Origin of the sequence: Psychromonas sp. CNPT3 (genome assembly GCF_000153405.2) — a bacterium.
GTDB lineage: Bacteria > Pseudomonadota > Gammaproteobacteria > Enterobacterales > Psychromonadaceae > Psychromonas.
This window is the reverse complement of sequence record NC_020802.1, coordinates 911,993-925,107: the sequence shown is the minus strand read 5'-3', so window position 1 is coordinate 925,107 and position 13,115 is coordinate 911,993. Positions and strand designations below refer to the sequence as shown.

The window sequence follows — 13,115 nt, the reverse complement described above, 5'->3', positions numbered from 1 at the left end:
GCATAAAATCAAGTAACAAGAGTAAAACATGAATAATAAAACCCATTTAGGCCACACCGCACGTAAGCGTTTTGGACAAAACTTTTTACACGATGATTACATCATCGACTCTATTGTGGCGGCAATTTCACCACAATATGATGATAATATTGTTGAAATTGGGCCTGGACTCGGCGCTTTAACCGAGCCTGTTGCAGAGCACGTAAAAACGCTTCATGTGATTGAATTAGATCGCGATCTTGCAGATCGTCTTGCTAAGCACCCGACGCTTTCTAAAAAACTAAATATTACCCAAGCAGATGCATTGCAGTTTGATTTTAGTCTACTTGCAAGTAAAGAGAAGCAGCTGCGCGTGTTTGGTAATTTACCTTACAATATATCAACGCCTTTAATGTTCCATCTTTTTGAGTACGCAGATAAAATTAAAGATATGCATTTTATGTTGCAAAAAGAAGTGGTTAACCGTCTTTGCGCCGGACCTAACTGTAAAGCTTACGGCAGACTAACGGTGATGGCACAGTATTATTGCAAAATAATCCCAGTGCTTGAAGTGCCACCGAGTGCTTTTATTCCAGCACCTAAGGTTGACTCTGCGGTTGTACGTTTAGAGCCTTATGACGTGCCTCCTTTTGTTGCTAAAAGCTTAAAAGCGTTGAATCAAGTCTGCTCTATGGCCTTTAATCAACGTCGTAAAACGATTCGTAATGGACTACGTGAATTATTAAGCGTTGAAGAATTACAATTGTTAAATGTTGATCATACTAAACGCGCTGAGAATGTGAGCGTTGAAGAATATGTGCGCTTAGCAAACTATGTAACCGATCGTAAAGAGAAAGCTGCAATATAATGGCAACTTATATCGTCGGTGATGTACATGGCTGTTTTAATGAATTAAAGCAGCTTTTAGTGCTGGCTAATTTTAATAAAAAAGAAGATGAATTATGGCTAACGGGCGACCTTGTTGCACGTGGCCCAGACTCTCTTTCGACATTGCGCTTTGTCAAAAACCTTGGCAATGCCGCAAAAATAATATTAGGTAATCACGATCTACATTTACTGGCGATATGGCAAGGCGTGCAAAGTGCAACACCACAAGATAACGTGGATGCTATTTTAAATGCACCCGATTGTCATGAATTATTAGATTGGTTACGTAAACAGCCACTGTTACTGCGCCATCCCAAATTTAATTTTATGATGGTGCATGCGGGTATATTACCGCAATGGTCTACCCATGAAGCGGAAAAGTTAGCGACAGAAGCGCAACATGCGCTTTGTGCGGATGATTTTAAACATGTACTGCAAACTATGTATGGTAATGCACCCAGTAAATGGTCTGCAACATTACAAGGGGATGCTCGCATCCGCTTTATTATCAGTGTTTTTACACGTATGCGCTACTGTTACCTTAATGGCAGTCTTGACTTTAAAAATAAGCTCCCTCCTGAAAAAAATAATGCTCACGAGCTTAAACCTTGGTATGAACTTAACGAGCATAGCCAAAGTAATAGCATTATATTCGGACACTGGGCAGCCTTACAGGGCAAGGTAACCAAAACTAACATCTACGCGTTAGATACTGGCTGCGTTTGGGGTGGGTATTTAAGCATGCTACGCTGGCACGATAAAAAACTATTTTCATGCCCCGCATCAATCTAGCTAAAAATGCGTTGCAAAAGCATTATACTCGCTCGAACGTCACAAATTGATAGTTATAGCCGTTTTTAGTATCTTTCAAATGCACATCACGTGCTACTTCCTTCCACGACCCTTGTTTTTCATAATCAGGAAAATAAGTATCACCGGCGACTTTAAGCTCAATAAAGGTTAAATAAAGGCAATCAACTTGTTCTAAATATTTTTCATAGAGACTCGCTCCACCAATGATCATAACCTCAGTTGCATCTTCAACAAGTGCTAATGCTTGCGTCATGCTTTGTACACACACCACCCCTTCTATACGCAACGTGGTATCTCGGCTAAGTACGATATTTTGTCGCCCCGGTAATGGAAATCCTATCGATTGATAGGTTTTTCTACCCATGATCACCGGTTTTCCTAATGTCACTTTTTTAAAAAATGCCAGATCAGCCGGTAAATGCCAAGGCATTTTATTGTCTAAACCAATCACTCTATCCGCAGCCATGGCAGCGATCATTGATATCTTCATCTTATTCCTTATAATTTTTTGCTCAGATTAACAAAATATTTACTTAATTGATGCATAATATTTCATGCTTTTGTTATGCTAAGTTAATCCTTTATTAAAATGGTGCATAAAAATTATGTTAGGAAAAAAATCGATCCTCAGTGTGACTGTCATTATTGCCTTTACTCTTTTTGCTATCTCCATTTGGTGGGGACAAATGCCTGATGCTTATAATGTTTTTGAAAAAACCAAACAAACAGCAAAACAGGAGCAGCAAACGATTGTTGTAGGCTACACGACCGTCTCGACTTTAATTGATGTCACAGAGTGGTTACTTGAGAAGCCCGGTGGTTTTTTAAGTAATGACATGATGCCACCGAGCTTAATGATGGACAATATGCCCGCATTTGAATACGGTGTTTTAGAACAAGTACGCGATTTAGCCTTGGTCATGCGTTTGGACTTTAGCCGTTCACAATCGCAATCTAGCGTCAATAAAGATTTAGAAAAAGCGCAGAGCAAATTAAATATTTCACATAAAAGTTGGCTATTTCCAAGCGCCGAAGGTGAATATAAAGATGCCATAAAAGCCCTAAAACACTACCGCTCACAGTTGGTTACCCATGAAGCACCTAATGCTCAATTTTATACCCGTGCGGATAACTTAGCCGATTGGTTACGCAAAGTTGAGAAACGTTTAGGCTCTATTTCCCAACATTTAAGTGCCAGTGTTGGCCAAGACCAATACGATATTTCTTTAGCTGGCGATCCGAGCGCGAAGCAATCCACAAAAACCGCTACAAATGCACAAATTAAAACAGATTGGTTAAAAATTGATGATGTTTTTTATGAAAGTAAAGGCGCGACTTGGGCAATTTTACAATTTTTAAAAGCGGCTGAAATTGATTTTGCGGATGTACTCAAAAAGAAAAATGCACAGGTAAGTTTAAAACAAATCATACGCGATCTTGAAGGTACGCAAGAAACCCTTTGGAGCCCTATGGTACTTAATGGTGATGGTTTTGGTCTATTAGCGAATCATTCATTAGTAATGGCAAATTATGTATCGCGCGCCAATGCTGCCCTCATTGATTTACGCAGTTTACTCGAGCAAGGCTAATAAAAGAGTTCGACAAAAAAAAGTAAAAAAAAGAGATCTCGTCGGTATGACAGATCTCTTTTTTTATACGATATTAATAATGCGCTTAAGCACAACATTTTTTATATTTTTTACCGCTACCACAAGGGCAAAGTGCATTACGTTTTGGCGTAGCTTGCACGCTCACTGTTTGGGGCTTATTTAAAAAATAATGTAACGGCTCAATATTTTCATCCCTATCAGCATTCACTTCAATACTTGCAAAGAGTTCATGCTCTTTTAGCAGTAATAACACTTCTTCTTTACGCTCTTGTGTTTGCACACTCAATTGTAATGGCGCATCTTCACTACCTGATTTAAGTTCGCGCTTCGTATTAAAACCACAGCTAGTGTGCTTAGGTTTCTTCGTTTTTCTACCTTTAAAGAAAAATTTATCTGACATCTTGATATCCTCAATATTAATGAGGCGCAGTTTATACTATTGGCCTGCCGCGGTAAATCAAAATGGACGGTAGAGCAAGACCAAAACTTAATGCGCTTAAAATAAACAGCGTGCGTAGCCCGTTTTCAGTAATGATTGCCATTATTTCGGGACTATAACCTGATGAATTAAGTTCCATCAAGCCTATCACTGTCGTAAATGCAAAACCACCCGGGATCATAGGGATCACGGAGGCAACTGTAAATACAGGCCGAGGTATAAGATGCTTACGCGACCAATATAAACCTAAAAATCCCATGGCACTTGAGGCTAAAAATGTAGCGCCTTCAATGGGCACGCCCGATGTCATTAATAAAAAACGTAAACTGTGCGCAAACGCGCCACCAATGGCACAATAAATAAGCATTTTCCGGGGGACATTAAAGACCATGGCAAAACCAACGGCAGGGATCCATGCAAACCAAGCATCGATTATAAATAATGTAAATAACTCCATTAGTGGATCCACCCTGATACGCCGGTTAGTAGCATTGAGATAACAATCCCAAAAGAGACGCTTATTGTAAGTAATGTAGCAAAGACCCAGCGCGCTATTCCCGTATTAATATAACCTTTAAGGACATCAGAAACCGCATTTATAAAGGGAAACCCTGGCACTAAAAGTAACACGGAGGCGGCCATTGCAATTTGAGGTTTCTCTCCAAATTCAAAAAAAACACCCAGACTTGCAATCGAGGTTGCTGAAAAAGCAGAGATAGCAAAAATCACAAAAGGATTGTGGTGCCGGGCTGCCAACTCTTGACGAAAAAACATAGCGATACTTGATGCGAAAAAAGTCGTCAGATAAACCTGCCAGTCGCCACCAAAAAAATGACTAAAGCTTGAACACGATAAACCAATCATAAAAATCACCAAATAACGATTGTATTTATAAGGCTTTAAACGATTTAAACGCTCTTTTACTTGACTAATATCTAACAATTTTTTTTCTAACATCAAACAAATACGTTGCACTTCACAGACCATTTGCATATTAATGCCTCGATCATAGCAACGACGTGTTGTGGTGACACAATCTTCACCAAATAAACTGGTCAAAACAATCGCATCAGAGCTTACCGAAAGTTCGATACTCGATGCGCCTAAGGCAATGCCTATGCGCTGCGTAGTTTGCTCCACTAAGCGGCTTTCGGCGCCGTGTTGCAGCAGTATTTGTCCTGCTTTTATTGCGATGCGTGTTAACTCGATTTGCTCTTCACGGCTTAAGACCATTAATTAAACATCCTTATTTCTAAATAGTTGGTTGTTACTCACAAAAGGGACTCTTGAAATTATTTTTATTTATCCCTTTTTTAAATGCACATATACCCATGTTCTCTCATCTGCTTTCTCCGCCTCTTTGATGATAATACCAAAGGAACTGAAAAGGAGATCCGCATTGCTAGTGTTAATTTTTCCTGCGCAATACATGGAAGCTTAATTAATTCCTTTGCTATAACAATTCAAGGCGCACCGCTTGTTAATCGTATTGCCTTTGCATTGGTTGCAACGCACCAATACTATTCGAGCATCCTGTGCACAGGGCTCATATTGCTGGATGCATGTGAGTATGCAACGATACATTGACTAATAGCTTAGCATTTTGCAGTTAAAATTATTCACCCGTATTATAAATAAAAAAAATTTATCGCCTATTTTCATTTATAATCATCTTTTACCATCAATAAATAGACATTCAATTATGCGCTATCCTAGATTTTACGATCCGCAATCTTTTAGTCTCCATAACGAGTTTGAACTTGCAGACAATGTCGCTCAACATATACATGTTTTGCGTCTTAAAGAAGGCCTTAATATCATTCTTTTTAATGGCTTAGGTGGACAATTTACCGCCACCTTAATAAACGTAAAAAAACGCAGTTGCACGGTGAAAATAACGGCTTTTACGCAAACAGACAATGAAAGCCCACTGCATTTGCATTTAGGGCAAGTTATCTCCCGTGGTGAACGCATGGAGTTTATTATTCAAAAGTCCGTAGAGCTTGGTGTTAATGAGATAACGCCTCTGCTTAGTGAGCGTTGTGGCGTAAAAGTAAATGTCGAACGTATGGCCAAAAAACACCAACAATGGCAAAAAATAGCTATCGCAGCTTGCGAACAATCAGGACGAAATATCGTTCCCATTGTGCACCCGCCACAACAGATGCAACAATGGTGTACACAATCAACAGATGCCCTGCAGCTCACTCTGCACCCGCGCGCATTGTTAAGCATTAAAACATTGCCCGATAATATCAGTAATATACGCCTACTGATCGGCCCTGAAGGTGGCTTAAGTGATGGCGAAATTAATTTAACCAAAACACTTAATTTTACCGAAACATTATTAGGCCCACGCGTATTACGCACAGAAACAGCAACACTAACTGCTATTAGCGCATTACAATTTCGTTTTGGCGATTTAGCCTAAATTTGAAAAAAAGGAACATATATGAGCATTAAAATTGGTATTTTGATGGATCCCATCGAAAATATAAACATTCATAAAGATTCAAGTTTTGCCATGCTTTTAGAAGCGCAGTCACGTGGTTGGGAACTTTACTATATCACCATGAAAGATCTGTACTTAGAAAATGGACGCTGTTTTGTAGAGAGTAAAAAGCTCAGCGTACAACGTAAAGAAAATGATTTTTATCAATTAGAGGCTCCTATTGACCACCCTCTTGCTGATTTAGATGCTCTGCTCATGCGTATAGATCCACCGTTTGATACTGAATATATTTATGCGACCTATTTACTGGAACGCGCAGAAGAAGAAGGCTGTTTGATCGTCAACAAACCTCAAAGTTTACGCGATGCAAATGAAAAGTTATTTACTGCGTGGTTTAATGAATTTACACCTGAAACATTAGTGACTCGTAATGCTAAAAAAATCCGTGAATTTCATCAAAAACATCGTGATGTTATTTTAAAACCGCTCGATGGTATGGGTGGCGCATCTATTTTCCGAATTAAAGAAAATGATGCGAATTTAGGTGTGATCATCGAAACACTGACTGAGCATGAAAGTCGTTATTGTATGGCACAGGCTTTTATTCCCGAAATTACACAAGGGGATAAACGCATCTTAATTGTTGATGGTGAGCCAATGCCTTATGCACTTGCGCGTATTCCAGCAAAAGGTGAAACACGTGGAAACTTAGCTGCGGGAGGACGTGGCGTAGCGCAGCCATTGTCTGAATCCGATTGGCATATCGCCAACTCTATCGGCCCTAAATTAAAAGAAAAAGGCCTTATTTTTGTTGGTCTCGATGTGATTGGGGATAAAATTACGGAGATAAATGTCACCAGCCCAACCTGCATTCAAGAGATAGATAAAGCTTACGGAACAAATATTGCAGGTAAATTAATGGATGCGATTGAAAAACGAGTACGATAACTTGTTATTTTTTTGCCATACTTATAGCAATGGAATTAATTAAGTGGTCGTATATTACGCAAGAAAAATTAGCACTAACAAGGCGTGAGTTGTAGGAGATAGTTGTTCTCACTTCAAAACTTACAACGCAGGTAGGGATAATTTTTAAAGCTAGACGGATCACTTTTTAGTTCTTTTTGTATTAAAGTACTCATTAACATATTGCACCTTATAAGGGGCTCATATGAAAGATAAAAACACACAGAATAGCAGGACAGATCTGCATGTAAGCAGCCAAAAAACAACGATTTTAAGTACGCTTAAAGATCATTTTTTAATTGCGATGCCCACATTAACAGATCCTTACTTTAAACAGTCTGTTGTCTATCTTTGTGAACATGACGCGCAAGGTGCAATGGGCTTTATTATTAATTTCCCGGTGAAATTGAGCATACAAGACTTACTCAAAAATGTTGATACTATCAAACATCAACCGCAGCCCCCGCTGACGCAATCCGTCTATCTCGGTGGCCCCTTAGAGCTTGAACGCGGATTTGTATTGCATAGCCCCATTGCTGATAGCTCGCAAAGTACGCAATTAAATGACGATTTATTAATGTCTAATTCTAATGCTGTTTTATCTATATTGGGCACCGATCGCGCGCCCGATAATTACATGGTCACGCTCGGCTATTCAAGTTGGAGCTCAGGTCAATTAGAGCAAGAAATGCAAGACAATCATTGGCTCACGATAAAGAGCGAAAATGATATTATTTTTGATATCCCCGTCGAGCTACGCTGGACAGAATCATTACGCCGTTTAGGTATCTCGCCAGAGCAGTTAAGTAGCACAACAGGACACGCATGATAGAAAAAGAGTTAGAAAAACCCCTAAAATCTCTGATGGGATTTGATTTTGGTAGCAAAAGTATCGGTATTGCGACAGGGCAAATGATCACAATGACCGCTCAGCCTCTACTGGCAATTAAAGCGCAAAATGGAATTCCTAATTGGGATAATTTAGAACAACTTATTAAAGAATGGCAACCCGATATGCTTATCATCGGTTTACCTCTTAATATGGATGGCACAGAGCAATACATTACCCAACGCGCCAAAAAATTTGCAAATCGTTTACATGGCCGTTTTGGCGTTAAAATCGCATTACAAGATGAACGTTTAACCACCGCCAGTGCCAAAGAATTTATCTTTGAACTCGGTGGCTATAAAGCGCTAGATAAAGGCAAGATAGACAGCGTTTCAGCGGCTTTAATACTTGAGAGTTGGATGAGCCAATATGTGATCCCTTCATAAAACGTGAAGAAGAGACGATATTAGACTTTTTTAAGCCCTCTTCATGAGGGCTTTTTATTTTTACCAATGTATAGGATCTTTGTTTTGCGTACTCAATAATTCATTCACTTGCTTAAAATGCTGACAACCTAAAAAACCTCGATAAGCAGATAAAGGAGATGGATGACTTGATGTTAAAATATGATGCTTTATGGGATCAATCAAAGCGGCTTTTTGTTGCGCATAATTTCCCCAGAGTAAAAATATCACACCACATTGAGAGTCATTAATTTCTCGGATGATATTATCGGTAAATACTTCCCAGCCTTTTTTAGCATGACTACCTGCCTTTGATTTTTCAACACTCAGCACGGCATTAAGTAATAATACGCCTTGCTTCGCCCAATGCGTCAAATCACCTGATAAGGGAACTTCAAAGCCACTTATACTGCTTTCTAATTCTTTATAAATATTACGTAACGAGGGTGGAATCTTCACGTTTTCAGGTACCGAAAAACTCAGTCCGTGCGCCTGCCCTTCACCATGATATGGATCTTGGCCTAAAATAACCACGCGAATTTTATCTAAAGGTGTCAACGTTAACGCATTAAAGCGTAATTCTTTGTCAGGAAAAATACTTTTTTCAAGTGCTTCCTGCTGCTTTAAAAACACGTGTAAATCTTGGTAATAAGCAAGACTACTTTGTTGCTTAATAAAATCATCCCAATTCACCTTACTCTCCTTTTTCTCTTATTATAAAAGAATACGTCTGCAGACACTCTTTTTCAGTTATCAACATCATATTAACAAAAAGCAGCTAAAATAAATAATGATCCTAATAAAACAAACACAAAATCCCGTATAATTGCACATTTAAAATTTGCATTGATACTGCTCAATAAAAAGCCACAAATCCCACAAAAATAATATGTGATTATTGATTTACATCAATTCAATCACGCCATATAATAAATTCAGATTTATTATATAGACCTATATGTTTAAATTATTTACATGCTTGTAACTAAATGACATATTTTATCTTTTACTTTTAAAAGGAGCTTATTATGGCTTTTGGTATTCAAATCACTAAATCTGAAAATCCTTCTCTGCTTAATTCATTTTGGTTATTAGATGAAGCAAATTCTAAAGCACGTTGCTTATGTGTTAAAGACAATGCTTATGTAGAAGATCAAGTTATTGCTATCAAAGATCTTGGACACATTGAATATAAAGAAATTGCGATTCAAGCACCTGCGGCACAAGAAGGTGGTCAACACTTAAACGTGAATGTTTTACGTCGTGAAACGTTAGAAGATGCTATCAAGCACCCAGAAAACTACCCACAATTAACTATTCGTGTTTCTGGATATGCAGTGCGTTTTAACTCATTAACGCCAGAGCAACAACAAGATGTACTAACGCGTACATTTACAGAAAAAATGTAATGCTCAAATGATTCTATTGTTCCCTATTTTATGAGAGCAAAAAAAAAGAAGCCATCGGCTTCTTTTTTTAACTTAAAAATAAAATTAGGCGTCAACGCTACTTTTCTTATTTCTCTTACGGATCAAACCTTCTTGAATGGTTGATGCGACCAACAAGCCTTCTTGCGTGAAAAACTGTCCACGGACGAGTCCTCGTCCATCTGAAGCAACCGTGCTTTCAACCGCATACAAAAGCCACTGATCTAAACTAAAATCATGATGGAACCACATGGCGTGATCTATCGTTACCACCTGCATATTAGGATCAAAAAAAGCAATGCCGTGGGGTTGTAACGCCGTAGGAAGAAAATTAAAATCAGACGCGTAAGCTAATAAATAGCGATGCACACACAAATCTTCTGGCATTTTACCATTGGCTTTAAACCAAACAAAACGCTTCGCAGGTGAACTCACAGGTTCGATAGGATGAACAAAAGTGACAGGACGCATTTCAATCGGCTTTTCCGCGACTAATTTCTCACAAATCCCCTCAGGCAAAAGATCAGAATGCATTAAAGCCATATCTTGTTCCGAAATAAGACTTTCCGGTTTAGGGACATCAGGCATCACATCTTGATGCTCAAAACCACTCTCCTTTTCTTTAAAAGAAGCGGTCATATAAAATAATACGTTACCATTTTGAATCGCCCTAACCCGGCGGATTGACAACGACTTTCCATCTCGGATACGCTCAACATCGTAAACGATGGGTTTATCAACTTGTCCAGAGAGTAAAAAATAAGAATGGAAAGAATGCACTTGCTGCTCGCTACGCACCGTTTCTTTTGCAGCGCAAAGTGCTTGTCCCATCACTTGTCCACCAAAAACAATGCCTAAACCTAAATCTTGGCTTTCCCCCCTAAATAAATTTTCTTCTAATTTCTCTAAGCTTAATTGTTTTAATAGATCTTTTAATACTTTACTCATTTTTACTCCAAAAAAAGAGCGAATAAGATATTATTCGCTCTTTTTATAATCTACTCTTTAATATTTTACATCGCCATTAAAAATTCACGTATCGCACTAAAATCAGCACCAAAGTCTTGAGACAATAAAGGAAGATCCGCACATGACGCTAAGGCTTCGGGAAGCTCGACATGATTGCCTAAAATATCTTCAACGCTCTCTTTGAATTTCGCAGGGTGTGCGGTACATAAGAATAACCCTGTTTCTCCGGGTTGCAACTGTTTTGTTAGCTCCGCGTACGCGATTGCGCCATGAGGCTCACATAAATAACCTAACGCATCTAACTCACGTAACGCATCGATAGTTTGAGAATCTGTTGTCACGCCATAACCTAAGCACTCTAAAGGCCAACCCTGCACATTAAATAATTCTTCAATCCGAGGCCAGTTATTAGGCGCGCTGACATCCATTGCATTTGATAACGTTGCCAATGTTTGTCGTGGCGTCCACGATTTTGTTTTTAAATAACGTGGCACCGTATCATTACTGTTTGTAGCAGCGATAAAACGTTTTACCGGTAAGCCTAATGCTTTAGCAAGCAAACCTGCCGTTAAATCGCCAAAATTACCACTGGGCACCGATATTACTAGGTTTTCACGTTGCTTCGCATCTAATTGCGCAAACGCTTCAAAATAATAACAAATTTGGGCCAATATTCGGCTAATATTAATCGAATTTGCAGAATTTAAGGCGATTGCTTCACGTAATTCTTGATCATCAAAGGCCTGTTTCACTATTGCTTGGCAATCATCAAACGTACCCTCTATTGCCAATGTTGTAATATTTTTACCCAAAGTACAAAACAGCTTCTCTTGCATCACACTGATTTTACCTTTGGGATATAAGATCACCACATTTACATTTTCCATTTCAAAAAACGCATGTGCGACAGCAGCCCCTGTATCACCCGATGTCGCCGTTAATATAGTGGTTTTTTTACCCGCATTAAATTGGGCTAAACACTGCGCCATAAAGCGCCCACCAAAATCTTTAAAAGCAAGTGTCGGCCCATGGAAAAGCTCTAAGGCATGAATATTTTCACTCACTTTGACGACCGGTGCGGGGAAGGTAAAGGCTTTTTCTAATATCGCATCTAAAACATCTTTACTGACTTCACCGCCCAACATATGCGCTAATATTGCACTTGAACGAGGCACTAACTCCATGCGTAACAAAGAGGCTAAGTTATCGAGTTTTTTAATTGAATCAGGAAAAAACAAACCTTGATAGCGGCCCAGTCCTTGCTTTAATGCTTGCTCAAAATTAACTTGCTCTGATCTGTCTTTAATATTATATAGTTTCATAATTTCCCTTCGAATACATGTGCGCCTTGTTCGTCAAGCTGACAAACATGACAAAAACCTTCTTCATTTTGAAGGAAATTGTTAATTAACCACTGCTCCATTTCCTGTGCTTTTTTAATATCATTAAAGACACTAAAAATAGTCGGCCCCGATCCTGATATCCCCATGGCGAGTGCCCCACAACGCTTTGAAAATGTTTTCGCAGCAAGAAAACCCGGGATAAGTTGGGCGCGATAGTTTTCTGCAATGACATCTTCTTGCAACAGTTTTGCAGCCATGGAAGCTTGCTGCGTATAACTCGCATGCACAAACGCACTTAAACGTCTGCCATAGGTTAATGTATCCGCAAGTGAGTATTGTTTCGGTAAAATATCGCGCGCACCCGCGGTTGATATAGAGGTACCCGGATAAGCAAGTACCCAATACCAATCTTTAAAAGACGGTATTTTTTGACTGATCACATTATTTTCCATGATCATCAGTTGCATTCCACCAAGATATGACGGCGCCACATTATCATAATGAACGCCACCACTAATTTTACCTTCCATCGCCCCCATTAACCCGAGTAGCGTTATCTCATCTAGCGGGTACTTATGCCAAGCATTGAGTGCGACTAAGGCGGCCACAATTGAACTCGAACTTGAACCGAGCCCACTGCCCACCGGCAAGTTTTTTTCGAGCACCATTGAAACAGGTAATAACGTTACGTCCGTCGCAAGTAAAGCCTCTTTAAATGCCTCATAACAATCAACCACAATATTTTGCTGTGGGGGTTGTGGCAATTTATGTGCAAATGGCCCGATTGATGAGAAATCAAAGGCAACCTCAGCAGAGCCTATTTGTACTCTGTCACCTAAATGCGTTGCATTTATTGGCGTCATCGCAGCACCTAACGCATCAAAACCCACACTTATATTGGCACTTGATGCGGGCGCATAAACTACAATAGACATA

General features: G+C 39.3%; 16 protein-coding genes. 8 read left to right on the top strand and 8 right to left on the bottom strand.

Going from position 1 to position 13,115, the window contains the following annotated elements; all coding sequences use genetic code 11:
* Nucleotides 1–28 precede the first annotated feature (28 nt).
* Nucleotides 29–847, top strand: coding sequence for a 16S rRNA (adenine(1518)-N(6)/adenine(1519)-N(6))-dimethyltransferase RsmA (rsmA, locus tag PCNPT3_RS04050; protein WP_015464595.1), 819 nt, complete (start codon nucleotides 29–31; stop codon nucleotides 845–847).
* Nucleotides 847–1,659 carry a symmetrical bis(5'-nucleosyl)-tetraphosphatase gene (locus tag PCNPT3_RS04045; RefSeq protein WP_015464594.1) on the top strand — a complete coding sequence of 271 codons (813 nt, stop codon included), beginning with the start codon at nucleotides 847–849 and terminating at the stop codon, nucleotides 1,657–1,659. Before rsmA ends, PCNPT3_RS04045 begins: the two co-directional genes overlap by 1 nt.
* A 22-nt stretch (nucleotides 1,660–1,681) precedes the next feature.
* On the opposite strand, the gene folA is transcribed toward PCNPT3_RS04045, so the two are convergent.
* Nucleotides 1,682–2,170, bottom strand: coding sequence for a type 3 dihydrofolate reductase (folA, locus tag PCNPT3_RS04040; protein WP_015464593.1), 489 nt, complete (start codon nucleotides 2,168–2,170; stop codon nucleotides 1,682–1,684).
* Between the two features lie 112 nt (nucleotides 2,171–2,282).
* On the opposite strand from folA, the gene PCNPT3_RS04035 reads away from it, so the two are divergent.
* Nucleotides 2,283–3,269 carry a DUF2333 family protein gene (locus PCNPT3_RS04035; RefSeq protein WP_442852367.1) on the top strand — a complete coding sequence of 329 codons (987 nt, stop codon included), beginning with the start codon at nucleotides 2,283–2,285 and terminating at the stop codon, nucleotides 3,267–3,269.
* 85 nt (nucleotides 3,270–3,354) lie between these two features.
* Here the strand turns inward: PCNPT3_RS04035 and PCNPT3_RS04030 are convergent, their stop codons facing one another.
* From PCNPT3_RS04030 to PCNPT3_RS04020, 3 genes are read right to left on the bottom strand one after another with little or no spacing between them, the layout of a single operon-like run.
* Nucleotides 3,355–3,690 carry a PBPRA1643 family SWIM/SEC-C metal-binding motif protein gene (locus tag PCNPT3_RS04030; protein ID WP_015464591.1) on the bottom strand — a complete coding sequence of 112 codons (336 nt, stop codon included), beginning with the start codon at nucleotides 3,688–3,690 and terminating at the stop codon, nucleotides 3,355–3,357.
* Nucleotides 3,691–3,721: 31 nt separating this feature from the next.
* The gene (locus PCNPT3_RS04025) at nucleotides 3,722–4,186 is read right to left on the bottom strand and encodes a threonine/serine exporter family protein (RefSeq protein WP_015464590.1); all 465 of its coding nucleotides are present in this window, start codon (nucleotides 4,184–4,186) and stop codon (nucleotides 3,722–3,724) included.
* Nucleotides 4,186–4,962 (bottom strand): threonine/serine ThrE exporter family protein, encoded by a 777-nt coding sequence (locus PCNPT3_RS04020; protein WP_015464589.1) that lies wholly within the window; start codon nucleotides 4,960–4,962, stop codon nucleotides 4,186–4,188. The genes PCNPT3_RS04025 and PCNPT3_RS04020 overlap by 1 nt, the downstream gene beginning before the upstream one ends.
* A 469-nt stretch (nucleotides 4,963–5,431) precedes the next feature.
* Here PCNPT3_RS04020 and rsmE point away from each other — a divergent pair, with 469 nt between their 5' ends.
* The 4 genes from rsmE to ruvX all read left to right on the top strand — a co-directional run bounded on the left by rsmE (nucleotide 5,432) and on the right by ruvX (nucleotide 8,422).
* A complete protein-coding gene (gene rsmE / locus PCNPT3_RS04015; RefSeq protein ID WP_041771397.1) occupies nucleotides 5,432–6,160 on the top strand; it encodes a 16S rRNA (uracil(1498)-N(3))-methyltransferase in 729 nt (242 codons plus the stop codon).
* Between the two features lie 21 nt (nucleotides 6,161–6,181).
* Nucleotides 6,182–7,129 carry a glutathione synthase gene (gene gshB, locus PCNPT3_RS04010; RefSeq protein WP_015464587.1) on the top strand — a complete coding sequence of 316 codons (948 nt, stop codon included), beginning with the start codon at nucleotides 6,182–6,184 and terminating at the stop codon, nucleotides 7,127–7,129.
* 223 nt (nucleotides 7,130–7,352) lie between these two features.
* Complete coding sequence (locus tag PCNPT3_RS04005; RefSeq protein WP_015464586.1) at nucleotides 7,353–7,976, top strand: YqgE/AlgH family protein; 624 nt, start codon at nucleotides 7,353–7,355, stop codon at nucleotides 7,974–7,976.
* Nucleotides 7,973–8,422 (top strand): Holliday junction resolvase RuvX, encoded by a 450-nt coding sequence (ruvX, locus tag PCNPT3_RS04000; protein ID WP_015464585.1) that lies wholly within the window; start codon nucleotides 7,973–7,975, stop codon nucleotides 8,420–8,422. The genes PCNPT3_RS04005 and ruvX overlap by 4 nt, the downstream gene beginning before the upstream one ends.
* Before the next feature lie 60 nt (nucleotides 8,423–8,482).
* Here the strand turns inward: ruvX and ung are convergent, their stop codons facing one another.
* Nucleotides 8,483–9,133 (bottom strand): uracil-DNA glycosylase, encoded by a 651-nt coding sequence (ung, locus tag PCNPT3_RS03995; protein WP_015464584.1) that lies wholly within the window; start codon nucleotides 9,131–9,133, stop codon nucleotides 8,483–8,485.
* Between the two features lie 335 nt (nucleotides 9,134–9,468).
* Here ung and grcA point away from each other — a divergent pair, with 335 nt between their 5' ends.
* The gene (gene grcA, locus PCNPT3_RS03990; protein ID WP_015464583.1) at nucleotides 9,469–9,849 is read left to right on the top strand and encodes an autonomous glycyl radical cofactor GrcA; all 381 of its coding nucleotides are present in this window, start codon (nucleotides 9,469–9,471) and stop codon (nucleotides 9,847–9,849) included.
* A gap of 84 nt (nucleotides 9,850–9,933) precedes the next feature.
* On the opposite strand, the gene tesB is transcribed toward grcA, so the two are convergent.
* The 3 genes from tesB to thrB all read right to left on the bottom strand — a co-directional run bounded on the left by tesB (nucleotide 9,934) and on the right by thrB (nucleotide 13,114).
* Nucleotides 9,934–10,815 carry an acyl-CoA thioesterase II gene (tesB, locus tag PCNPT3_RS03985; RefSeq protein ID WP_015464582.1) on the bottom strand — a complete coding sequence of 294 codons (882 nt, stop codon included), beginning with the start codon at nucleotides 10,813–10,815 and terminating at the stop codon, nucleotides 9,934–9,936.
* A 65-nt stretch (nucleotides 10,816–10,880) separates the two neighbouring features.
* Entirely contained in the window at nucleotides 10,881–12,158 is a 1,278-nt protein-coding gene (thrC, locus tag PCNPT3_RS03980) for a threonine synthase (protein WP_015464581.1), read from the bottom strand.
* Nucleotides 12,155–13,114, bottom strand: coding sequence for a homoserine kinase (thrB, locus tag PCNPT3_RS03975; protein WP_015464580.1), 960 nt, complete (start codon nucleotides 13,112–13,114; stop codon nucleotides 12,155–12,157). The genes thrC and thrB overlap by 4 nt, the downstream gene beginning before the upstream one ends.
* Nucleotide 13,115 lies beyond the last annotated feature (1 nt).